Genomic DNA, 21,113 nt, shown 5'->3' with positions numbered 1-21,113 from the left:
CGCGGGGCGCTCCCCCATCGACGCGAACACCGCACGCGAACTCGCGGGCAACGCCACCTCGTGGGACCGGTTGCTTACCCACCCCGTCACCGGGACGGTGCTCGAATGCGACAGCTACCGCCCCACCGCCGCCATGGTGCGACTCCTACGGGCACGGGACCGGCACTGCCGGTTCCCCGGATGCCGCCAACCCGCCATCCGCTGCGAACTCGACCACACCGTCGCCGCATCCGACGGTGGCGCGACGCACGTGTGCAACCTCGCCAACCTCTGCAAGAGACACCACGACGTCAAACACCACACCCGATGGCGAGTCCGACAACTCCCGGGTGGCCGGCTCGTATGGACCTCACCCACCGGCCGGATCTACCGCGAAGACGCACCACCGCCGCTCGTCGCCTTCACCGTCGCCGAGCCACCCGACCCGGGTCCGCCGCCGTTCTGACGAGTCCGCCGTTCGGTAGGCGCTGGTCGCGGGATCAGCTTGCACGGGCCGCAGGTTCGGTGTGCGCTTGCTCGCGGTCTCGGGCGTGCGCGGGTCGTCGCTTCGCCAGTGAGGGTCGCCGGTTCGGCGTGCACAGACAAACCCGACCGGGGGCTCCGCCGTTCTGACGGGTCGCCGGTCCGGCCGGCGCTGGTCGCCGGTTCGACTGCCGGCTCGGTCAGTTCGTGGCTCCGCGTCGGCGCCGCGCGCGTGGGGGCGGAACTACGCGCCGTCACCCGGCGACGGCCGCGCGTGCGGCCATGCCACCCACCCGTTCGGCACGTCGCCGAGCACCTCACGGGCTCGGGCGAGCCGTTCTGGCGGAAAGCCCTCCGCACGCGATTGGCCGGATGCGCCTCCCTCTGGGAAGGTCAACGCGTGCTGCACCGGAAGCTCGACGTCAGGCACGACGGCCTCGCGGAAGTTGCCGGTCACGACCGCGAAGACGTGCTGCTCGAGTTCGCTTGCGACCGTCTGCCATTCCTCGTCGCACGCATCGCAACCGCAGAGCGGGTAGTGAGCGTCGAACAGCAGCCCCGAGTGCACCGAAAGCCCCGGATACGCGTCGAACACGAAAGTGACGGGCGCACACCGCGGATCGGCCGGGCGCAGGCGCACTGCACGGAGCACATCGAAGGAGCTGGGCCTGTTCAGATCTTCGGCGACGTGCACACCATCCTCGACGCCGACCTCGAAGGTCTCGAGCAGGTACGAGACGAGAGCGTCGCCGACGGCGTGCAACGGCGCGAAGCGCTCCGGATGCGTGTCGACCGAGTACGTCTCTTCGGGCGGCGAGCCCGGCCAGCGCCTGCCGTACTCGATCACCTCACCGTCGGCATCGCGGAACACCGGCGTGTCGATGGCCGGACGCACGTAGCCGTTCATACCGACATCCTCGCGCAACCGGCCGTCCCGGCGCGGAGAGTGCCGCGCCGGACGCCCCGCCTCCGGGGGGGATGTCGGAGGCACCCGGCATCCTGGACACATGGACGCCGCTCTCGTCTTCATCCTCATCGTCGTCGCCGCGATCGCCGCCGCCGGTGGCTGGTTCGCGGGCTCTGCTCGCGCCTCACGCGACGGAGCAGCCGACCGGGTCCGTCTCGAAGCTCGCGCTGCGGTCGCGGAGGCCGAGCGCGACGCCCACGCCGAGCAACTGGAACGACAGCGCGAGCTGCAACGAGAGCTGGGGACCCAGGCGCGGCTCGACCAGGCGGCGCGCGACGAACGTGAACGGCGCGAGCAGGCGGTGCTACGGGCGCTCGCCCCCGTGCAGGAGTCGCTGCAGGCGATGCAGGCCAAGGTCGAGCTCCTCGAGCGTGAACGCAGCGAGCAGTTCGGTTCGGTCGCGGAGCAGCTGCGACTCGGACGCGAGACCGACGAGGCGCTGCGTTCGACGACGGAGTCGCTCGCCGGCGCCCTGCGCTCGAGCGCGGCCCGTGGCGTCTGGGGCGAGACGCAGCTGCGACGCATCGTCGAGTCCGCCGGCCTCACCCGCTACGTCGACTTCGAGCTGCAGTCCAGCATCTCGTCCGACAGCGGCGCGGGGCGCCCCGACCTGATCGTCCGTCTCCCCGGCGACAAGGCGCTCGCGGTCGACGCGAAGGTGCCCCTCGACTCGTACCTCGAGGCGAGCGCTATTCCCGTGACGGCACAGGGCGAGGACGCTCGCCGCCGCAAAGCGCTGCTGACGGCGCACGTCAAGGCGGTGCGCGCCCACGTGGACGCCCTCGCGAAGAAGGCCTACTGGCAGGGCCTGAGCTCGAGTCCCGAGTTCGTCGTCTGCTTCATCCCGAGCGAATCGCTTCTCGCGGCGGCGCTCGACGAAGACCCCGCGCTGCTCGACTACGCCTTCAGCCGGCGCGTCGCACTCGCGTCACCGGTCAACCTGTGGGCGGTGCTGAAGACCGTGGCATACACGTGGACCCAGCAAGACGTCTCCGACGAGGCCCGGCGCCTGTTCGACCTCGGTAACGAGCTGTACCAGCGGCTCGGTGGCCTCGCGTCGCACGCGAACGACCTGCGGCGTGCGATCGAGCGGACGGTCGAGTCCTACAACAAGTTCGTGGGCACGCTCGAGAGCAGGGTGCTCGTGACGGCGCGGAAGTTCCCGGGCATCGACGAGACGCGGCTCGAAGCAACGAGCGCGCCGAGCCCGATCGAGACGCCGACGCGGATGACGACGGCCCCCGAGTTGCTCAGCGCGGACGTCGGCGAGCTTCGCGAACGGCTGTGACGCGGCGGTGCAGGGGAAGGGGCGCGAGCTGTCCGGTCAGGCCGGGAACATGTTGACGAGGCCGACGACGGCGACGGAGACGGCGAGGAAGGCGCCGATCATCCACCACGCGCTCATCTGATGTCCCTCGGGGTGGCGCCGGCGCAGCAGCACGTCCGGACGTCGGGCGGGGTCGATCGTCACCGCGACCTGGCCGGTCGGCGGGTTGTTTGCTGTCATCGACATGGTTCTCCCGGGTGCTGACGTAAGGGTGGTCATCGCCGTTGATACCGCTGCCATTCTGACAGAGCCTTGCTGGGAGCATCAGTGGTTGACACGCAGTCGTGTCGTGATAGTTACCCGCCCGAGTTCAGAGCCACTTGGATGTGAGGTGCTCCGAGGTGATCCGGCGCAGCGTCCCCGACGCCCCGCGCAGCACCACGCTCTCCGTGTACACGTAGTCGCCTTCGCGCCGAACGCCCCCGACGAGCTCGCCGTTGGTCACACCGGTCGCGACGAAGATCGTGTTCTTGCCGCGGACGAGATCGTCGGCCTCGTAGACGTGACCGTCGAGGCTGAGCCCGGCGTCGATGCCGCGCTGCTTCTCGTCGTCGTCGCGCGCCCAGAGCCGTCCCTGGATGTGGCCACCGAGGGCCTTGATCGCGCATGCCGTGACGATGCCCTCCGGGCTGCCGCCGATACCGACGCACATGTCGGTGCGCGCGTTGTGCCGCGCCGCGTTGATCCCACCCGCGACATCGCCGTCGCTCATCAGCCGCGTACCCGCGCCGGCGTCCCGGATCTCCTGGATCAGCTGCGCGTGACGCGGACGGTTGAGGACCGAGACCACCAGTTCATCGACAGGCTTGCCGAGAGCCTTCGCGAGCCGCCGGATGTTCTCGGCGATGGGCAGTCGAATGTCGACGACGCCGACACCCGCGGGGCCGGTGACGAGCTTGTCCATGTAGAACACCGACGAGGCGTCGAGCATCGCGCCCCGGTCGGCGACCGCGATGACCGAGAGCGCGTTGTTGCGGCCCTCCGCGGTGAGGGTCGTGCCGTCGATCGGATCCACGGCGATGTCGGCCTGGGGCCCGCGACCGGTGCCGACCTTCTCGCCGTTGAAGAGCATGGGTGCGGCATCCTTCTCACCCTCGCCGATGACGATCACGCCGTCGAAGTTGACCGTCGTGAGGAACGCGCGCATGGCGTCGACGGCCGCCCCATCGGCGAGCTCCTTCTGCCCGCGGCCGATGAACGGCACCGAACGGATCGCCGCCGCCTCTGTCGCGCGCACGAGCTCGAGCGCGAGGTTTCGATCGGGATGCAGCGGACTCATGTCGGCGGTCAAACTCACCATGCGCCACAGCATAGGTGCGGGCAGGCGCGAGGATCCGCCGCTTTCGGCCGCGCGCCCACGAAGGAATCGGGATTCTTAACGAATCCGTAGATCCAGCCGCGTCGCGAACACGTGACAACAAGCAGCGTCGTTTCTCCGGCCGCCCCGCGGACGGCGAGGGCGGCCTTCGATAAAGTGGGCTCGGTAACACCGCCGATTTGAGGAGCTCTCATGCCCATCGCCACCCCCGAACAGTACGCAGAGATGCTGGATCGCGCGAAGGCCGGTGGTTTCGCCTACCCCGCCATCAACGCCGCCAGCTCGCAGTCCATCAACGCAGTTCTCCAGGGCCTGACCGAGGCCGGCTCCGACGGCATCATCCAGGTCACGACCGGTGGCGCCGACTACTTCGCCGGACACACCGTCACGGGCCGCGCGACCGGTGCGCTCGCCTTCGCGAAGTTCGCCCACGAGGTCGCCAAGAACTACCCCGTCACGGTCGCGCTCCACACCGACCACTGCCCGAAGCCCGCCCTTGATGACTTCCTGCTGCCGCTCATCTCGGCATCCGAGGAGGCCGTCGCCGACGGCGGTCAGCCGATCTTCCAGTCGCACATGTGGGACGGCTCGGCCGTGCCGCTCGCCGAGAACATCGAGATCGCCAAGGACCTGCTCCCCCGCATCAAGGCGATCCGCGCGATCCTCGAGGTCGAGATCGGCGTCGTCGGCGGCGAAGAGGACGGCGTGCAGCACGAGGGCTCGAACGACGCCCTCTACACCACGACCGGTGACGTCTCGCAGGTCGTCGAGGCTCTCGGACTCGGTGACCAGGGCCGCTGGATCGCCGCTCTCACCTTCGGCAACGTCCACGGCGTCTACAAGCCGGGCAACGTCAAGCTCAAGCCCGAGCTGCTCGGCGAGATCCAGGCCGGCATCGCGTCGAAGTTCGGCACCGGCGAGAAGCCCCTCGACCTCGTCTTCCACGGCGGCAGCGGCTCGACCGACGAGGAGATCGCCCTCGCCGTCGCGAACGGTGTCGTGAAGATGAACATCGACACCGACACGCAGTACGCGTTCACGCGCTCGGTGGCCGGGTTCATGTTCCAGAACTACGACGGCGTCCTGAAGGTCGACGGCGAGGTCGGCAACAAGAAGGCTTACGACCCTCGCGCCTGGGGCAAGAAGGCCGAGTCGGCGATGGCCGCTCGCGTCGTCGAGGCGACCCGCCAGCTCGGCTCGTTCGGCCAGTCCCAGAGCTGACCGCCGGCCACACGGAACGGCGCCCCGCGGATTCGTTCGCGGGGCGCCGTTCTGTCGTTCTCGGGTGCGCGTCAGCGGCTGGTCGAGAACCCGTCGAGCACAGCCGGGTCGGACAGCAGCGGCACCGCCAGCAGCAGGCTCACGATGATGAATGTCACGATCGCGCCGACGAGCGGGATCCACCACGACAGCCGCCGCAGCGACAGCGACCACCACGACAGCACCGCGGTCAGCAGCCACCCCGCGCCGTAGACGACGGCGGCGGCGATGCCCCACGCCCGTCCGCCCGCCGGGTCCGCGAGCGTTCCGTCGATACCAGCCATGTCCATCCACGTCTGCGCGAAGCCCGTGAAGTCGACCAGCTGCGGGATGGCTCCGAGCACCGTCACCAGGCCGTACGCGAGCAGCGCGACCGTGATGATCCGGTCGGCGAGCCGAGTGGGGCGCGCAGCCGACGTGGTCGGGCGCGGCGAGGGAAGCTGCTGTCGTGCGGACTCATGGGGACGGGGTGCCGCTGAGCCGGCCGGCACCTGAGCCGTCTCGACCACATCGGGGTGCGGTGCTTCCCCGCCGAGGGCCGCGATGCGGGCGCGTTGCTCCTCGGGGGTGGCGTACTCGCCGTACTGCGGGCGCGGACGTTCCTGCTCGCTCATGACCGCCCCCGTCCGCCGCGTGCGCGGGCGTCCTGCTTGCCGGCGGCATCCGTCCGCAGCTCCTTCGGCAGGGAGAACATGAGGTCTTCCTCGGCCGTTCGGATCTCGTCGACGTCGGCGTAACCGGCATCCGCGAGACTGGAGAGCACCTGCTGCACGAGCACCTCGGGCACCGAAGCGCCGCTCGTGACCCCGACCGTCCGGACGCCGTCGAGCCACTCCTGGCGGATCTCATCGGCATAGTCGACGCGGTACGCGGCGCGAGCGCCGTACTCGAGCGCGACCTCGACGAGCCTCACGCTGTTCGAGGAGTTCGCCGACCCCACGACGATCACCAGGTCCGTTTCGGCGGCGATCTTCTTGATGGCGACCTGGCGGTTCTGGGTCGCGTAGCAGATGTCGTCCGACGGCGGGTCCTGCAGTTCGGGGAACCGCACGCGCAGCCGCCGAACGGTCTCCATCGTCTCGTCGACGGAGAGCGTGGTCTGCGAGAGCCAGACGACCCGCGACGGGTCGCGCACCTCGACGGTGTCTGCGTGTTCGGGCGACGTCACGATCGTGATGTGCTCGGGCGCCTCGCCGGCGGTCCCCTCGACCTCCTCGTGCCCCTCGTGGCCGATCAGCAGGATCTCGCGGTCGTCGCGCGCGAACCGCACGGCCTCACGGTGCACCTTGGTCACGAGCGGGCAGGTCGCGTCGATCGCCTGCAGCCCCCGATCGGACGCCGCCGAGAGCACCGCGGGAGACACCCCGTGCGCGCTGAAGACGACATGCGCGCCCTCGGGCACCGCGTCGACCTCGTCGACGAAGACGGCGCCGCGCTCCTCGAGCTCGCGCACGACGTGGATGTTGTGCACGATCTGCTTGCGCACGTAGACGGGCGCACCGAAGCGTTCCAGCGCCTTCTCGACCGCGACGACGGCGCGGTCTACTCCGGCGCAGTATCCTCGCGGAGCTGCCAGGAGCACCCGCTTGGCGGCGCCCACAGGGATATCCTGGAGACGGCCGTGACGCCCCGGCACGCGGGGAACGGGCAGCCGGACGGCGGGAGTGCTCACTCCTCGATTCTACGAGGCGCATCCTGCCAGCCGCTCGGAACCGGCCGTGAGGAGCCCCATGCCGTCGTTCGAGACCGCGCCCGATCAGACGCCGCCGCCGGATGCCGTTCATCCTCGCGATTCGTCGCCGCAGACGCCGACCTCGATCTCGCGGCTCAACGAGACCATCCGCGACTTCGTGCAGCGGTGGAACGCCGTGTGGGTCGAGGGCGAGATCACCTCCTGGAACCTCCGCGGCGGTCATGTCTTCGGCCGCCTGAAGGACGCCGAAGCGGATGCCGCGCTCTCGTTCCGCCTCTGGTCGAGCACCCTGCAGCGCCTCGGCTCGAGCCCGCAGGTCGGCGACCGCGTCGTCGCGTGCGTCAAGAGCGACTACTTCGTGAAGTCCGGCGACTTCTCGTTCACGGTGTCGGCCATGCGACCGACAGGTCTCGGCGATCAGCTCGTCCAGCTCGAGCGTCTACGCGCGAAGCTGCGGGCGGAAGGTCTGTTCGATCCGTCCCGCAAGCGGAGCCTGCCGTTCCTCCCCCACATGATCGGCCTGATCACGGGTGAGCGCAGCGACGCGGAACGCGACGTGCACCGCAACGCCGAGCTGCGCTGGCCGCACGTCGCCTTCCGCACGGTGCACGCGGCGGTGCAGGGCGATCGGTGCGTTCCCGAGACGATCGCGGCTCTGCGCACCCTCGACGCCGACCCGGAGGTCGATGTGATCGTCATCGCGCGCGGCGGCGGCGACCCGCAGACGCTCCTCGGTTTCAGCGACGAGAGGCTGCTGCGGGCCGTGGCCGCGGCGACGACGCCGGTGGTGTCGGCGATCGGCCACGAGAACGACCATCCGCTCCTCGACGACGTCGCCGACCTCCGCGCGTCGACACCGACGGATGCCGCCAAGCGGGTCGTGCCCGACGTCGTGGAGCAGCGCGCGCTTGTCGAGCAGCTGCGCAGCCGCGCCCGTACGCGCCTCACGCAGCGCGTCTCGCACGATCTCGCGCAGCTCGAGCAACTGCGATCGCGGCCGGTGCTGCGCAATCCGGAGTCGCTCATGACAACCCGCGCGCACGAACTGCACGTCCTCACGGCGCGCGGTCGAGACGTCGTGACGCGCCGCATGGATGCCGCGGGCCACGACATCGCCCGGCTCCGCGCCACACTCCGGGCGCTCTCGCCGGGCGCCACACTCGACCGTGGCTACGCCATCGCTCATCTCGATGCGGGAGTCATCATTCGAGACGCCGCGCAGGCCCCGGCGGGCTCGCGCGTCACCGTCACCGTCGGCCGCGGCGCGTTCGCGGCGCGCTCCGAAGGCGTCGTCGACGACGAGGCCGCGCCCGCTGAGGCGGCGGGCGCACCGGCGGACCCGTCCTAGAATGGCTGACATGACTCCGCCGGCCGAAGGGCTCTCCGCCGACGTCGAGACCCTCAGCTTCGAACAGGCGCGCGACGAGCTCGTGCGCGTCGTGGCCGAGCTCGAACAAGGTGCGCCGACTCTCGAGCAGTCGCTCGCCCTGTGGACGCGCGGCGAGCAGCTCGCCGCACGATGCGAGGAATGGCTGCTCGGCGCCAAGCGCCGGCTCGACGAAGCGCGCGCCACGCGCGCGGCCGACGCGTGATGTCCAAGGGGCCCCGCGTCGTCGCGGAGCTCGGCCGCCCCGAGACGCCCGACGAGACCGCCGCCCGCAAGGCGGCGTCGTCGCAGGTCTACCGCTCGAGCCAGAACGTGCGGAACCTGCTCGCCGCCCTCATCGTCACGGTGGCCGTCGTCGCGGTCATCGTGTTCGCCGTGCCGCGCGGCTCGGTCCCCGAACAGCCCGGCATCGACGTCGCCGCGGTCGCGACGGATGTCGGCTCCGGCATCGGTCGCCAGCTCGTGGCTCCCGAGGTGCCGGAAGCGTGGCGCGTGAACAAGGCGGAGCTCGCCGGCGACGACGTCCAGACCTGGGAGATCGTCTACGCGCCCGCCAGCGGATACGTCAACGTGCAGCAGGCGTTCGACGCCGATGCCGGCTGGGCGTCGCGGCAGGTCAGCGGCTCGCGCACGACGTCGACCGAGACCATCGACGGCGTGTCGTGGGAGGTCTTCGAGATCCCCGATCCCGCGCGCGCCGGGAACATCTCGTATGCCCTGACGACCCAGGCGGGAGCCGACACCATCCTCGTCTACGGCGGCGGGGCCATCGACGCCGAGACCGTGCGCACCGCTGCGCGCGGCCTCGCGACCCAGATCGTCGAACTGCAGGAGGAGACACCATGACGTCGACCGCGGCCGCTCCGGCATCCCCCACGCCCCAGGAAGCCTGGGACGAGATGCGCGCGGGAAACATCCGATTCGTCGAAGGCACTCCGCGCCACCCCCGGCAGGACGTCGAGCGCCGCCACGAGATCGCCGGCTCGCAGACTCCGCGCGCCGCGCTCTTCGGCTGCTCCGACTCGCGCCTCGCGGCCGAGATCATCTTCGACGAGGGCCTCGGCGACCTCTTCGTGATCCGCAACGCCGGTCAGGTCATCTCCGACTCGGTCGTCGGCAGCCTCGAGTACGCCGTCGCCGTGTTGAACGTGCCGCTGATCGTCGTCCTCGCGCACGACGCCTGCGGCGCGGTGCGTGCCGCGATCGACAGCACGGGCATCGACGCTCCCCCGCTGCCGCCGCTCATCTGGCGTCAGATCTCCCCCATCGTGCCCGCCGTGCGCCGCGTCCTGCGGGCAGGAGCCGACCACGGCGTCACCGCCGAGAACGTGGACGCCGAGGTCGTAGGCCGGGAGCACCTGCGCGACACGGTCGGTCAGCTGCTCCACGCGTCCGAGCTCATCAGCACCGCCGTCGCCGAGGGCCGACTGGCCATCATCGGAGCGAACTACCGCCTCGGCGAAGGCGCCGCTGAGGCTTCCATCATCCTCGGCGACGTCCACGACGACGCCGCATCCTGACGACATCCCACCGAGAGAGGAACAACGACGTGACCGACATCGAGTACCGCATCGAGCACGACACCATGGGAGAGGTCCGCGTCCCGAAGGACGCCCTCTACGCCGCGCAGACCCAGCGCGCGGTCGAGAACTTCCCGATCTCGGGCTCGGGGCTCGAGTCGAGCCAGATCGCCGCACTCGCGCGGATCAAGAAGGCCGCCGCGCTCGCCAACAAGGAGCTCGGCACGCTCGACCCCGCCGTCGCCGATGCGATCGCCGGAGCAGCCGATGAGGTCGTCACCGGGCGCTACGACGCGCACTTCCCCGTCGACACGTACCAGACCGGTTCCGGCACGTCGTCGAACATGAACATGAACGAGGTGCTGGCCACCCTCGCGACCCGCGCGCTCGGCAGCACGGTGCACCCGAACGACCACGTCAACGCGTCGCAGTCGTCGAACGACGTCTTCCCGACGTCGGTGCACATCGCCGTGACCCAGGCGCTCATCGACGACCTCATCCCCTCCCTCGACCACCTGGCGGTCGCCTTCGAGACGAAGGCCGACGAGTGGAAGGACGTCGTGAAGTCCGGTCGTACGCACCTCATGGATGCCACGCCCGTAACCCTCGGTCAGGAGTTCGGCGGCTACGCACGCCAGATGCGCCTCGGCATCGAGCGCGTCCAGGCCGTGCTGCCCCGCGTCGGCGAGGTCCCCCTCGGCGGCACCGCCGTCGGGACGGGCATCAACACGCCCCTCGGCTTCCCGCAGAAGGTCATCGAGCTGCTCGCGGCCGAGACCGAGCTTCCGATCACCGAGGCGAAGGACCACTTCGAGGCGCAGGCCAACCGAGACGGCCTCGTCGAGGCGTCCGGCGCCCTGCGCACGATCGCGGTATCGCTGACGAAGATCAACAACGACATCCGCTGGATGGGTTCGGGCCCGAACACCGGTCTCGGTGAGCTCCACATCCCCGACCTCCAGCCCGGCTCGTCCATCATGCCCGGCAAGGTCAACCCGGTCGTTCCCGAAGCCGTGCTGATGGTGTCGGCCCGGGTCATCGGCAACGACGCGACGGTCGCGTGGGCCGGGGCATCCGGCTCGTTCGAGCTGAACGTCGCCATCCCGGTGATGGGCACGGCGCTGCTCGAGTCGATCCGCCTGCTCTCGAACGCCGTGCGCGTGCTCGCCGACAAGACGGTGGCCGGTCTGCAGGCCAACGTCGAACGCGCCGCCGCGTTCGCAGGCATGTCGCCGTCGATCGTCACCCCGCTGAACAAGCTCATCGGGTACGAGGCCGCGGCGAAGATCGCCAAGCACTCCGTCGCCAAGGGCATCACGGTCCGCGAGGCCGTGATCGACCTCGGATACGTCGAGCGGGGCGAGCTGACCGAGGCGCAGCTCGACGAGAAGCTCGACCTGCTCTCGATGACGCACCCTGGTTGATAATCGGAGGGTGAACCCGTCGCGGTCGGAAGCCCGGCGCGCACGCATCCTGGGGATCGTCCTCGCGATCGTGTGCGCCGGCTTCGTCGTCGCCGCGATCGGCTCGCTGCTGGTGTTCCTGCTGCTCGGAGTCGAGCTCCCCTGGGCGGCTGTTCTGGTCTTCGCCGTGGCCGGCGCCGGCACTCTTGTGACGGTATGGCTCGTCGGCTGGCCGCTCCTGGCCACCCCGCCGCGCGAGGCGGCGGCTCAGGACGCCTTCGACGCGGCGGTCGAGGCCCAACGACGTCTGCTCGACGACGTGCGTCACGAGCTCAAGACACCGATCGCCATCGTGAGGGGGCACCTCGAACTCGTCGATGCCGATGACCCGGCGGATGTCGACGCCGTCCGCGAGATCTCGATCGGCGAACTCGACCGCATGACCCGCCTCATCGGTGACATCGATCTCTTGGCCTCGGTCGAGGGCGAGCGGTTCGCCCTCGACGAGGTCGACATCGAGAGCCTGACCCAGCGCGTGGTCGACCTCGTCACCGTCATCCCCGGGCACGATTGGGCCGTCGAATCGACGCAGCGCGGGATCATCCACGGCGACGCCGACCGCCTGCTCCAGGCATGGCTGCAGCTGGCCGACAACGCCGCCAAGCACACCCCGGTGGGAACCGCGATCGAGCTCGGCAGCGGCATTTACGCGGGCGCCTTCCACCTCTGGGTGCGCGACCACGGCCCCGGCATCCCGCCCGCGGCCCGGCATCGCATCTTCCGCAGATTCGATCGCGGCGGTCGCCGGCGGTCGGTCGGCGGCTCGGGTCTCGGCCTCGCCATCGTCGATGCGATCGCGAAGGGCCACGGCGGTTCGTGCACGGTCACGGAGACCGCGGGCGGCGGCGCTACCTTCACCATCACGATCCCGCTCCGCTCGGCCCGGCGCCTCCCCGCGCCGGTGCGGGCCGACGAGGTCGTCCTCCAGCGCAAGGAGATCGGATGACCCGCATCCTGCTCGTCGACGACGAGCCCCACATCATCGGCCTCCTGGAGCGTGCGGTACGCACCGCCGACATGGAGCCGCTCGTCGCCGAGGACGGTGAGACGGCGCTCGACCTGCTTGAGGGCGAGGAGGTCGACCTCGTCATCCTCGACGTCGGGCTTCCGGGAATCGATGGGTTCGAGGTGCTGCGCCGCCTCCGCGCGTCTGGATCGGCCGTGCCCGTCATCATGCTCACCGCTCGGAGCGGAACGAACGACACCGTCGAAGGGTTGGATGCGGGGGCGAGCGACTACGTGTCCAAGCCGTTCGTCGTCGCCGAACTCCTCGCCCGGGTACGCTCGCGGCTGCGCGAGAGCGCGGGCCCGACGACCGTGATCACCCGCGACGGCGTCAGCCTCGACATGCTGACCCGACGCGCGACCGTCGACGGTCGCGACATCGACCTCTCCGCACGAGAGTTCGCGCTCGCTGAGCAGTTCCTCCGCCATGCCGGCGAGGTGCTCAGCCGCGAGACACTGCTGAGCCGCGTCTGGGAGCTCGACTTCGACCCGGGGTCGAACGTCGTCGACGTCTACGTGCGCTACCTGCGGGGCAAGGTCGGCGCCTCGCGCATCGTCACGGTACGCGGCGAGGGGTACCGCTGGGATTGAGGTCGGCCCCGTTGTTCCGGAGGCCGACCTCATCCGGGATCAGCTGAGTTCGCCTGCCTCGAGCAGATCCGTCACGAGCGCCGCGATCGCCGACCGCTCCGAGCGCGTGAGCGTCACGTGGCCGAACAGGTCGTGGCCCTTGAGCGTCTCGATCACGGAGGCGATGCCGTCGTGCCGGCCGACCCGCAGGTTGTCGCGCTGGCCGACGTCGTGGGTGAGGACGACGCGGGAGTTCTGACCGATGCGGCTGAGGACCGTCAGCAGCACGTTGCGCTCGAGCGACTGGGCCTCGTCGACGATGACGAAGGCATCGTGCAACGAGCGACCGCGGATGTGCGTCAGCGGCAGCACCTCGAGCAGCCCGCGCGCGATGATCTCCTCGACCACGTTGCCCGACACGACCGAGCCCAGAGTGTCGAAGATGGCCTGACCCCAGGGGTTCATCTTCTCCTGGGCGTCGCCGGGAAGGTACCCGAGCTCCTGTCCGCCGACGGCGAAGAGCGGGCGGAAGACGATGATCTTGCGCTGCTGCTGCCGTTCGAGCACCGACTCGAGGGCAGCGCACAGCGCGAGCGCGGACTTTCCCGTGCCCGCGCGACCGCCGAGCGAGACGATGCCGACATCCGGGTCGAGCAGGAGGTCGATCGCGATCCGCTGCTCCGCCGAGCGTCCGTGCAGTCCGAACACGTCACGATCGCCCCGCACGAGGCGGAACGAGCCCGGCCCCGTCACGCGCCCGAGGGCAGACCCCCGCTCGGAGTGGATGACCAGCCCGGTGTTGACCGGGACGCCGCGCACCTCGTCACTCGTGGCGACCTCGCTCTCGTAGAGATCGCTCATCTCATCGCCGGAGAGGTCGATGTTCGCGATGCCGGTCCATCCGGAGTCCACGGCCTGCTCGGCGAGGTACTCCTCCGCGCTGATGCCCAGCGAAGCCGCCTTGACCCGCATCGGCAGGTCTTTCGAGACGACCGTGACCGGCTGCCCCTCCTGAGCGAGGTGCATCGCGACGGCGAGGATGCGCGTGTCGTTGTCACCCAGCCGCATCCCGGCGGGGAGCACCGAGGGGTCGGTGTTCGTCAGCTCCACCCGCAGGGTGCCGCCCTCGCCGACGGGAACGGGGAAGTCGAGCCGACCGTGCTCGACCCGCAGGTCGTCGAGGTGGCGCAGCGCCTGGCGGGCGAAATAGCCGATCTCGGGATCGTGCCGCTTGCCCTCGAGCTCGGTGACGACCACGACGGGGACGACGACCGAGTGCTCGGCGAAGCGGAACAATGCTCGCGGATCACTCAGCAGGACCGACGTGTCCAGCACGTAGGTGCGCAGCTCCTGGTCGAGCTCGTCACCTCCGCCGTGGATGACGCGACGCTGCTGCTCTGTTGCTCGTGCGGCCACAACCCACTCCCCGCCTCGGGTGTCTCACCCGATTCACACGAGTCGACCAGGGGTCACGAGTCGTGAGAAGGCCGACTCGAACGGGCGCCGTGCCCGTTGCGATGACAGTACGACGGGCGACCGGCAGCCCGCCAGCGCGACACGCCCGCGAAGGTTTCGCCAACGTGAACTCTGCGTGCCGTGCTTGGCGCGTCAGCCGCCGAAGCGGCGGTCGCGCGTCGCGAAGTCGCGAATCGCGCGCAGGAAGTCCACTTCACGCAGGTCGGGTCCGAGCGCCTCGACGAAGTAGAACTCGCTGTGCGCCGATTGCCAGAGCAAGAAGTCGCTGAGGCGCTGCTCGCCGGAGGTGCGGATGACGAGATCGGGGTCGGCCTGGCCACCGGTGTAGAGGTGCTCGCCGATCTGCTCGGGCGTCAGACTCTCCGCGAGCTCCTCCATAGATCCGCCGCGCTCGTGGTGGCTCGTGATGATGCTCCGCACCGCATCCACGATCTCGCCCCGCCCGCCGTAACCCACGGCGAGGTTGACGTGCAGACCGGTGTTCTCGCGCGTGCGGTCCTCCGCCTTGGCGAGCACGCGGGCGAGATCCTCGGGCAGCTGGCCCGCGCGGCCCACGTGCTGCACGCGCCACCCCGGCTCGCTCGAGAGCGTCTCGGCCAGCTCGGCGATGATCTCGAGCAGGTCGGCGAGTTCGCGCGAGTCGCGCTTGGCGAGGTTGTCGTGCGAGAGCAGATAGAGCGAGACGACGCGGATGCCGAGCTCGTCGCACCAGCGTAGGAACTCGTGCATCTTCGCGGCTCCGGCGCGGTGGCCCTCGGCGGGCGTGGGGTAACCCGCCTGGCGCGCCCACCGACGGTTGCCGTCGATCATCATCGCGACGTGATGCGGAACGGTCTCCGGCGTCAGGTGCCGGCGCAGCCGGGACGCATACAGGCGATAGAGGGGTCCTCGTCCGCGGTTCGCAGCCACTCCCCTACGTTACTCCTCGCCCTCATGTGAACGCTGGCATATGCCAGAGCGTACGCTCGTGTTGTGACCCGACCCGCACCCGATGAGGGCGTCGAGATGCCCCAGCTTCCCCTATTGGACGCCGCTGCCGTCAGCGCTCAGGTCGAGCTGCGCCCGTCGTGGCGGGGCTGGATCCACGCGGCGACCTTCCCCGTCGCGATCGCCGCAGGCATCGTTCTGATCGTGCTCGCACAGGGTGCGCCGGCCAAGTGGGCGAGCGCCGTGTTCATGACCACCTCGCTGCTGCTGTTCGGCAACTCCGCGCTCTACCACCGGTTCGACTGGAAGACGCGCACCAAGGCGATCCTCAAGCGGATCGACCACGCGAACATCCTTCTCCTGATCGCCGGAACGTACACGCCGCTGGCGGTGCTGGCCCTTCCCACCGAGCAGACGGTGCTGCTGCTGTCGCTGGTGTGGGGCGGAGCAATCGCGGGCATCTTCTTCCGCGTGTTCTGGATACACGCACCGCGCTGGCTCTATGTCGCGCTCTATCTCGCGCTGGGCTGGGCCGCGGTGATGTACATCGTTCCGCTGTTCCAGGCCAACGCCGCCATGATGATCCTGGTGATCATCGGCGGCCTGCTCTACAGCGGCGGCGCGGTGGTCTACGCGCTGAAGAAGCCGAACCCGTGGCCGGGCCACTTCGGCTTCCACGAGATCTTCCACGTCTGCACGGTCCTGGCATTCCTCTGCCACTGGACGGCGTGCCTCCTCATCGCGCTCGAGCCCGCGTATCACGCGGGCTGAGGTCGCGGAGGGGCGAGGCCGACGGCCCCGTAGGTCAGCGCGTGTCGGCGTCCCGTTCGCCGCGAGCTGCGGCATCCTCTTCGTCGAGCTGCTCGCGCACCTCGGCACGGTATCGGCCCCGACGTACCCGTCGCAGCATGTCGAGCAGGAGGAGCACGACGGCGATCGTCAGGATCACGATCGCTCCGAAGCCCCACGGGCCAGGCGTGACCGACGTGGGGTCAACCGTGATCTCGGGGAGCGGTGTCGCCGCCGACGTGAGCCACAGGAGGGAGTTCATGGTTCCTCGATCTGCGCGAGAAGCGCTTAGCCTGGAACCACCAGCCTAATCCCGTCAGAACCACCCCGGAGACCGTCATCATGACCACGCAGCTCAAGCTCGACCAGCGCTACGGTCGGACGCGTGAGAAGCGGTCCCGGCGGATTCTGATCGGTGCCGCCGCGGTGGTGGGGGCAAGCGTTCTCGGACTCGTGGCCTGGACGACCGTGACCGGCGCCATCGACTCCGTCGACACCGACGCGACCGGATTCCAGGTGATCGACGAGCACTCGGTGGTCGTCTCGTTCCAGGTCAGCGGCGCGCGGGACAAGCCGCTCGCGTGCGCCCTCGAGGCCCAGGACACCGAGCACGGCGTCGTCGGGTGGCGGGTCGTCGAGTATCCGGCCGCTGACGGTGTCTCACGAGCGTTCACCGAGACCATCCCGACCGTGGCGCTGGCGACCAATGGTTTGGTGACCTCTTGCTGGATCCCGTAGTCTAGGCATTTCTTGCGCGCCCCGGTCGGATGCCGGGGCGTTCGCCATAGGCGGCTGTGCGCCGCGCCAGTCCAAGGAGATCACATGTCGAACGACGCTCCCGTCACCTTCCTCACGCAGGACGCCTACGACCGTCTCGTCGCGGAGCTCGAACACCTCTCGACGACGGGCCGCGAGGAGATCGCCAAGCGCATCGAGGCCGCGCGCGAGGAGGGCGACCTGAAGGAGAACGGCGGCTACCACGCCGCGAAGGATGAGCAGGGCAAGCAGGAGGCGCGCATCCGCACGCTGCAGCAGCTGCTCAAGGACGCGACCGTCGGAGAGGCTCCCGAATCCGACGGCACCGTGCTCTCGGGCACCGTCGTCACCGCGCTCGTCGCCGGCGGCGAGGAGGTCTTCCTCCTCGGCAGCCGGGAGATCGCGGCCGGCTCAGAGCTCGATGTCTACAGCGAGGCGTCACCGCTCGGCGAGGCCATCCTCGGCCTCAAGGAGGGCGACAAGACCTCGTACACCGCGCCGAACGGGCGCGACATCTCCGTCGAGATCGTCAAGGTCGAGACCTACTCGGGCCAGTGACCCGCGAGCTTCGCGCCGGCGTCTGTCAATCGGCGACGACCGTCGGCGCGAAGCCGGCATCCTCGAGGATCGCGATGACCTGAGCGCGGTGCTCCTCGCCCCGCGTCTCGACGCTCAGCTGGAGGATCACCTCGCTGATCTGCAGCCCCTGCCCGTGGCGGGTGTGCAGCACCTCGATGACGTTCGCGCCCGCGACCGACAGGAGCTCCGAGACGCGAGCCAGCTGGCCGGGGCGATCGGGAAGCGGGATTTGCAGCGTCATGTACCGACCGGATGCTGCGAGGCCGTGGGCGACGACGCGCTGCAGCAGCAGAGGGTCGATGTTGCCGCCCGAGAGCACCGCGACCGTTGGGCCCGACGCCCTCACCTTGCCCGCGAGGATGGCTGCGACACCCACTGCGCCGGCGGGCTCGACGACCTGCTTCGCGCGCTCGAGCAGCACCAGAAGCGCACGGGCGATGTCGTCGTCCGAGACCGTGACGACCTCGTCGACGAGCTCGCGGATGACCGCGAACGTCTCGTCGCCCGGGCGGGCGACCGCGATGCCGTCTGCGATCGTCGGGGTCGTCTCGACCGCGAGCGGCATCCCTGCAGCCAGCGACGATGGATACGCAGCCGCGTTCTCCGCCTGCACCCCGATCACGCGCACGCGGCGCCCCTCGGCGGCGGCGCGGCCCTTCACTGCGGCGGCGACGCCGGCGATGAGACCGCCTCCCCCGATCGGGATCAGGAGTGTTTCGATGTCGGGCACCTGGTCGACGAGCTCGAGTCCGAGAGTCCCCTGGCCCGTGATGACGTCGGGGTGGTCGAACGGATGGATCAGCACGGCACCGGTGCGCTCGGCGAATTCGGCGGCCAGGCGCAGGGGCGTCTCGACCGTCGCGCCCTCGAGCACGACATCGGCGCCGTAACCGCGGGTGGCGAGGAGCTTGGGGACGGGGACGCCGAGCGGCATGAAGATCGTCGCCCGGATGCCGAGCTTCTGCGCTGCGAGCGCGACGCCCTGGGCGTGGTTGCCGGCCGACGCCGCGACGACGCCGCGCGCGCGTTCTTCCTCGGTGAGGCGGGAGAGGCGGTAGGTCGCTCCGCGGATCTTGAACGAGCCGGTGCGCTGCAGGTTCTCGAGCTTCAGGTGCACGGGCACGCCCAGGAGATCCGAGAGGTGCTCGGAGTACTCCATCGGCGTGCGGGTGACGACGCCGTCGAGCACGGCCGCTGCGGCGTCGAGGTCGGCCGGAGTGGGTCCGGTCATGCGTTCTTCCTCCGGTCTCGGGGCACGGTGCTCCAGATCATCTCATCGGGCCGCGGGGCGACCCCGGTCTCCCACGAACGTCGCGACACGTAGAGCACGACGACGTTGACGAATGCGGCCAGCGGAACCGCGAACAGGGCCCCGGGAATGCCGGCGATCATCGCACCGCCGGCGACGACGATGACGACGGCGAGCGGGTGGACTTTCACCGCCGAGCCCATGAGGAGCGGCTGCAGGATGTGCCCCTCGAGCTGCTGCACGCCGAGCACGATGACGAGCATCCACAGCGCGATCCAGGGGCCGTTGTAGACGAGCGCGAGGAAGACGGCGAGGGCGCCCGTGACCACGGCCCCCACGAAGGGGATGAAGGCACCGAGGAACACGAGCACAGCGATGGGGGCCGCGAGCGGCACGCCGAGGAAGAGGGCGCCCAGACCGATACCGGTCGCGTCGATCGTCGCGACGAGCAGCTGGGTGCGCGCGTAGGTCACGACGGTGCGCCACCCCGTCCGGCCGGCGCCGTCGACCGCCGGACGAGCCTGACGGGGAAAGAGCCGGACGACCCAACGCCAGATGCGCCCGCCGTCGGCGAGGATGCACAGCAGGATGAAGAGCACGAGCAGCGCTCCGGTCGCGACGTGCCCCACGGTGGAGCCGATGGCGAGCGCGCCCGACCACAGAAGTGACGCCTGCTGTTCGAGGAAGCCCCAGCCCTGCTGGAGCAGACCGTCGATCTCCGTCGAAGTGAGATGGAGCGGACCGTCGATGAGGTACTGACGAAGTTGGCCGACGGCTTCGACCGTTCTCGCCTGAACCGAAGACCACTGCCGGCTGATCTGCCAGATCGCGAGCCAGAGGAGGCCCGAGATGACGGCGATGGTCGCGAGCACACTCACCACGATCGCCGCCCAGCGCGGCACACGGTGCTCCAGCATCCAGAGCAGACCCGGCCAGAGCAGTGCCGCGATCAGGATCGCGATGAGCAGCGGGATGACGAGCAGCTTGAGCTGGATGATGATCCAGATGGCCACTCCCGCGGCGGCAGCGACCACGAGCAGCCGCCAGGAGTACGCCGTGGCCAAACGCAGGCCCCGGGGAATTCCCGTCGACGTCTCGGTGGCAACGGTTCGGGTGCGCAGGGCGTCGAAGAAGGACCGCCCGACCTTGTCGTCGCTCATCCGGCCAGTCTAAGACTGCGCCGCGGGCGCGTCCGACCGCCGGGGGCGGTCTCAGAGCGTGCGCTCAGAACTGCACGCGCGGCGGCTCCGCGATCGCCGCGCCGTTCTGAACCTCGAAGAACTCTCGTTCGGAGAACCCGAGGCTGCGCGCGAAGAGGTTGTTGGGGAACACCTTGATCTTCGTGTTCAGTTCTCGCACGCCGCCGTTGTAGAAGCGACGCGACGCCTGGATCTTGTCCTCGGTGTCGACGATCGCCTGCTGCAGCTGCAGGAAGTTCTGGCTCGCCTGGAGCTGTGGATACGCCTCGGCGACCGCGAACAGCGACTTCAACGCCTGCTGGACGTGCCCCTCGGCCACTCCTGCCTCAGCCGGCCCGTTCGCAGACAGGATCTCGGCACGAGCGCGGGTGACGTTCTCGAAGACCGCCTTCTCGTGCGCGGCATAGCCGCGCACCGTGTCGATGAGGTTCGGGAGAAGGTCCGCGCGCCGCTTCAGTTGCACGGTGATGTCGCTCCAGGCCTCGTCGACGCGGACGTTCAACGCCACGAGCGAGTTGTAGGTCGCCCACAGGTAGATGCCGATCACGGCAAGCAGTGCGACGATGACGATGACCGGGATCAGCCACTCCATTGCATGTCCCCCTTCTCCGCGACCAGTCTAACCAGGGCGTATCCGGCCGAACCGGCCACGCACGCGAACTCGCAGGTCTTACCCACCCGGGGCGAGCCGGGACAGGAGCACGGCGAGTTGAGACCGTTCGCTCTCGGTGAGCGGCGCGAGCACCGCACGCTCGGTCTCCAGATGGTCCGGGAGGACGCGCTCGACCACCTGGAGCCCCTTCGGGGTCAGGCGCACGATCTTCCCCCGTCCGTCCGCGGGGTCAGGATGGCGGCTGACGTAGCCCAGGCCCTCGAGCCGGTTCAGCCGCTGGGCGACGGCGCTCGAGGTGATCATGGCATCCGCCGCGAGCTCAGCGGGCGTCAGCTCATAGGGCTTCCCCTGCCGGGTGAGCGTCGCAAGCACATCGAAGGTCGCCGCGTCGATACCGTGACGCGCGAACGTGGCCGCGAGGCGCGCATCGACGGCGGCCGCCGCCCGCCCGAGGCGCCCGATCACCGCCATCGGGGTCACGTCGAGGCCGGGCCTCTCACGCGCCCACTGTTCCAGAATCCGATCCACGCGGTCCATGCTCTCGATCCTACTG

The 21,113-nt window shown here is 69.6% G+C and carries 25 protein-coding genes; 13 read left to right on the top strand and 12 right to left on the bottom strand.

Going from position 1 to position 21,113, the window contains the following annotated elements:
* Nucleotides 1-445: HNH endonuclease signature motif containing protein (locus DO944_RS15745; RefSeq protein ID WP_181574280.1), on the top strand; the 445-nt coding region annotated here is incomplete at its 5' end.
* Between the two features lie 261 nt (nucleotides 446-706).
* Here the strand turns inward: DO944_RS15745 and DO944_RS15485 are convergent.
* The gene (locus DO944_RS15485) at nucleotides 707-1,369 is read right to left on the bottom strand and encodes a DUF6226 family protein (RefSeq protein ID WP_112618035.1); all 663 of its coding nucleotides are present in this window, start codon (nucleotides 1,367-1,369) and stop codon (nucleotides 707-709) included.
* Between the two features lie 100 nt (nucleotides 1,370-1,469).
* Between DO944_RS15485 and DO944_RS15480 the strand changes: the two genes are divergently transcribed.
* Nucleotides 1,470-2,717, top strand: a complete 1,248-nt coding sequence (locus DO944_RS15480) for a DNA recombination protein RmuC (RefSeq protein WP_112618034.1) — start codon at nucleotides 1,470-1,472, stop codon at nucleotides 2,715-2,717.
* 36 nt (nucleotides 2,718-2,753) lie between these two features.
* On the opposite strand, the gene DO944_RS15475 is transcribed toward DO944_RS15480, so the two are convergent.
* Both DO944_RS15475 and glpX read right to left on the bottom strand, forming a co-directional pair.
* Nucleotides 2,754-2,936: a UDP-N-acetylmuramyl pentapeptide phosphotransferase gene (locus DO944_RS15475; protein WP_240309861.1), complete on the bottom strand. Its 183-nt coding sequence runs from the start codon at nucleotides 2,934-2,936 to the stop codon at nucleotides 2,754-2,756.
* A 130-nt stretch (nucleotides 2,937-3,066) separates the two neighbouring features.
* Nucleotides 3,067-4,056: a class II fructose-bisphosphatase gene (gene glpX, locus DO944_RS15470; protein ID WP_036304839.1), complete on the bottom strand. Its 990-nt coding sequence runs from the start codon at nucleotides 4,054-4,056 to the stop codon at nucleotides 3,067-3,069.
* A 210-nt stretch (nucleotides 4,057-4,266) separates the two neighbouring features.
* Between glpX and fbaA the strand changes: the two genes are divergently transcribed.
* Nucleotides 4,267-5,295 (top strand): class II fructose-bisphosphate aldolase, encoded by a 1,029-nt coding sequence (gene fbaA, locus DO944_RS15465; RefSeq protein WP_112618032.1) that lies wholly within the window; start codon nucleotides 4,267-4,269, stop codon nucleotides 5,293-5,295.
* Nucleotides 5,296-5,366: 71 nt separating this feature from the next.
* On the opposite strand, the gene DO944_RS15460 is transcribed toward fbaA, so the two are convergent.
* Both DO944_RS15460 and DO944_RS15455 read right to left on the bottom strand, forming a co-directional pair.
* Nucleotides 5,367-5,948 (bottom strand): DUF6264 family protein, encoded by a 582-nt coding sequence (locus DO944_RS15460; RefSeq protein WP_112618031.1) that lies wholly within the window; start codon nucleotides 5,946-5,948, stop codon nucleotides 5,367-5,369.
* Nucleotides 5,945-7,006, bottom strand: coding sequence for a 4-hydroxy-3-methylbut-2-enyl diphosphate reductase (locus tag DO944_RS15455; RefSeq protein WP_181574279.1), 1,062 nt, complete (start codon nucleotides 7,004-7,006; stop codon nucleotides 5,945-5,947). The genes DO944_RS15460 and DO944_RS15455 overlap by 4 nt, the downstream gene beginning before the upstream one ends.
* A gap of 58 nt (nucleotides 7,007-7,064) precedes the next feature.
* On the opposite strand from DO944_RS15455, the gene xseA reads away from it, so the two are divergent.
* Genes xseA through DO944_RS15420 form a run of 7 tightly spaced genes read left to right on the top strand, consistent with a single transcriptional unit; the run spans nucleotide 7,065 to nucleotide 12,993 of the window.
* Complete coding sequence (gene xseA, locus DO944_RS15450; protein ID WP_112618029.1) at nucleotides 7,065-8,375, top strand: exodeoxyribonuclease VII large subunit; 1,311 nt, start codon at nucleotides 7,065-7,067, stop codon at nucleotides 8,373-8,375.
* 10 nt (nucleotides 8,376-8,385) lie between these two features.
* Nucleotides 8,386-8,619, top strand: coding sequence for an exodeoxyribonuclease VII small subunit (locus tag DO944_RS15445; RefSeq protein ID WP_112618053.1), 234 nt, complete (start codon nucleotides 8,386-8,388; stop codon nucleotides 8,617-8,619).
* Entirely contained in the window at nucleotides 8,619-9,260 is a 642-nt protein-coding gene (locus DO944_RS15440; RefSeq protein ID WP_112618028.1) for a DUF4245 family protein, read from the top strand. The genes DO944_RS15445 and DO944_RS15440 overlap by 1 nt, the downstream gene beginning before the upstream one ends.
* A complete protein-coding gene (locus tag DO944_RS15435) occupies nucleotides 9,257-9,934 on the top strand; it encodes a carbonic anhydrase (RefSeq protein ID WP_112618027.1) in 678 nt (225 codons plus the stop codon). Before DO944_RS15440 ends, DO944_RS15435 begins: the two co-directional genes overlap by 4 nt.
* 29 nt (nucleotides 9,935-9,963) lie before the next feature.
* Nucleotides 9,964-11,358, top strand: coding sequence for an aspartate ammonia-lyase (locus tag DO944_RS15430; protein ID WP_112618026.1), 1,395 nt, complete (start codon nucleotides 9,964-9,966; stop codon nucleotides 11,356-11,358).
* A gap of 10 nt (nucleotides 11,359-11,368) precedes the next feature.
* The gene (locus tag DO944_RS15425; RefSeq protein ID WP_181574278.1) at nucleotides 11,369-12,343 is read left to right on the top strand and encodes a sensor histidine kinase KdpD; all 975 of its coding nucleotides are present in this window, start codon (nucleotides 11,369-11,371) and stop codon (nucleotides 12,341-12,343) included.
* Nucleotides 12,340-12,993 (top strand): response regulator transcription factor, encoded by a 654-nt coding sequence (locus DO944_RS15420; protein ID WP_112618025.1) that lies wholly within the window; start codon nucleotides 12,340-12,342, stop codon nucleotides 12,991-12,993. Before DO944_RS15425 ends, DO944_RS15420 begins: the two co-directional genes overlap by 4 nt.
* A gap of 39 nt (nucleotides 12,994-13,032) precedes the next feature.
* Here the strand turns inward: DO944_RS15420 and DO944_RS15415 are convergent, their stop codons facing one another.
* Together DO944_RS15415 and DO944_RS15410 are read right to left on the bottom strand one after the other, a co-directional pair.
* Nucleotides 13,033-14,388 (bottom strand): PhoH family protein, encoded by a 1,356-nt coding sequence (locus DO944_RS15415; protein WP_378718814.1) that lies wholly within the window; start codon nucleotides 14,386-14,388, stop codon nucleotides 13,033-13,035.
* Between the two features lie 192 nt (nucleotides 14,389-14,580).
* Nucleotides 14,581-15,357, bottom strand: coding sequence for an isoprenyl transferase (locus DO944_RS15410; RefSeq protein WP_112618024.1), 777 nt, complete (start codon nucleotides 15,355-15,357; stop codon nucleotides 14,581-14,583).
* Nucleotides 15,358-15,453: 96 nt separating this feature from the next.
* Here DO944_RS15410 and DO944_RS15405 point away from each other — a divergent pair, with 96 nt between their 5' ends.
* Nucleotides 15,454-16,146, top strand: a complete 693-nt coding sequence (locus DO944_RS15405; RefSeq protein ID WP_112618050.1) for a hemolysin III family protein — start codon at nucleotides 15,454-15,456, stop codon at nucleotides 16,144-16,146.
* Nucleotides 16,147-16,180: 34 nt separating this feature from the next.
* On the opposite strand, the gene DO944_RS15400 is transcribed toward DO944_RS15405, so the two are convergent.
* Nucleotides 16,181-16,426: a hypothetical protein gene (locus tag DO944_RS15400; RefSeq protein ID WP_112618023.1), complete on the bottom strand. Its 246-nt coding sequence runs from the start codon at nucleotides 16,424-16,426 to the stop codon at nucleotides 16,181-16,183.
* 80 nt (nucleotides 16,427-16,506) lie between these two features.
* On the opposite strand from DO944_RS15400, the gene DO944_RS15395 reads away from it, so the two are divergent.
* Nucleotides 16,507-16,902: a DUF4307 domain-containing protein gene (locus DO944_RS15395; RefSeq protein WP_112618022.1), complete on the top strand. Its 396-nt coding sequence runs from the start codon at nucleotides 16,507-16,509 to the stop codon at nucleotides 16,900-16,902.
* An 84-nt stretch (nucleotides 16,903-16,986) separates the two neighbouring features.
* On the top strand, nucleotides 16,987-17,478 hold the full coding sequence (greA, locus tag DO944_RS15390) for a transcription elongation factor GreA (RefSeq protein ID WP_112618021.1): 492 nt from the start codon (nucleotides 16,987-16,989) through the stop codon (nucleotides 17,476-17,478).
* A 25-nt stretch (nucleotides 17,479-17,503) separates the two neighbouring features.
* Here the strand turns inward: greA and ilvA are convergent, their stop codons facing one another.
* The 4 genes from ilvA to DO944_RS15370 all read right to left on the bottom strand — a co-directional run bounded on the left by ilvA (nucleotide 17,504) and on the right by DO944_RS15370 (nucleotide 21,097).
* Nucleotides 17,504-18,730 carry a threonine ammonia-lyase gene (gene ilvA, locus DO944_RS15385; RefSeq protein ID WP_112618020.1) on the bottom strand — a complete coding sequence of 409 codons (1,227 nt, stop codon included), beginning with the start codon at nucleotides 18,728-18,730 and terminating at the stop codon, nucleotides 17,504-17,506.
* Entirely contained in the window at nucleotides 18,727-19,908 is a 1,182-nt protein-coding gene (locus DO944_RS15380; RefSeq protein ID WP_112618019.1) for an AI-2E family transporter, read from the bottom strand. Before DO944_RS15380 ends, ilvA begins: the two co-directional genes overlap by 4 nt.
* A gap of 64 nt (nucleotides 19,909-19,972) precedes the next feature.
* Nucleotides 19,973-20,539, bottom strand: a complete 567-nt coding sequence (locus tag DO944_RS15375) for a LemA family protein (RefSeq protein ID WP_112618018.1) — start codon at nucleotides 20,537-20,539, stop codon at nucleotides 19,973-19,975.
* A gap of 78 nt (nucleotides 20,540-20,617) precedes the next feature.
* The gene (locus tag DO944_RS15370; RefSeq protein ID WP_112618017.1) at nucleotides 20,618-21,097 is read right to left on the bottom strand and encodes a MarR family winged helix-turn-helix transcriptional regulator; all 480 of its coding nucleotides are present in this window, start codon (nucleotides 21,095-21,097) and stop codon (nucleotides 20,618-20,620) included.
* Between the last annotated feature and the right edge of the window lie 16 nt (nucleotides 21,098-21,113).

The organism is Microbacterium sp. SMR1 (genome assembly GCF_003289625.1).
Classification (GTDB): Bacteria; Actinomycetota; Actinomycetes; order Actinomycetales; family Microbacteriaceae; genus Microbacterium; species Microbacterium plantarum.
This window is presented reverse-complemented; position numbering and strand designations above follow the sequence as displayed.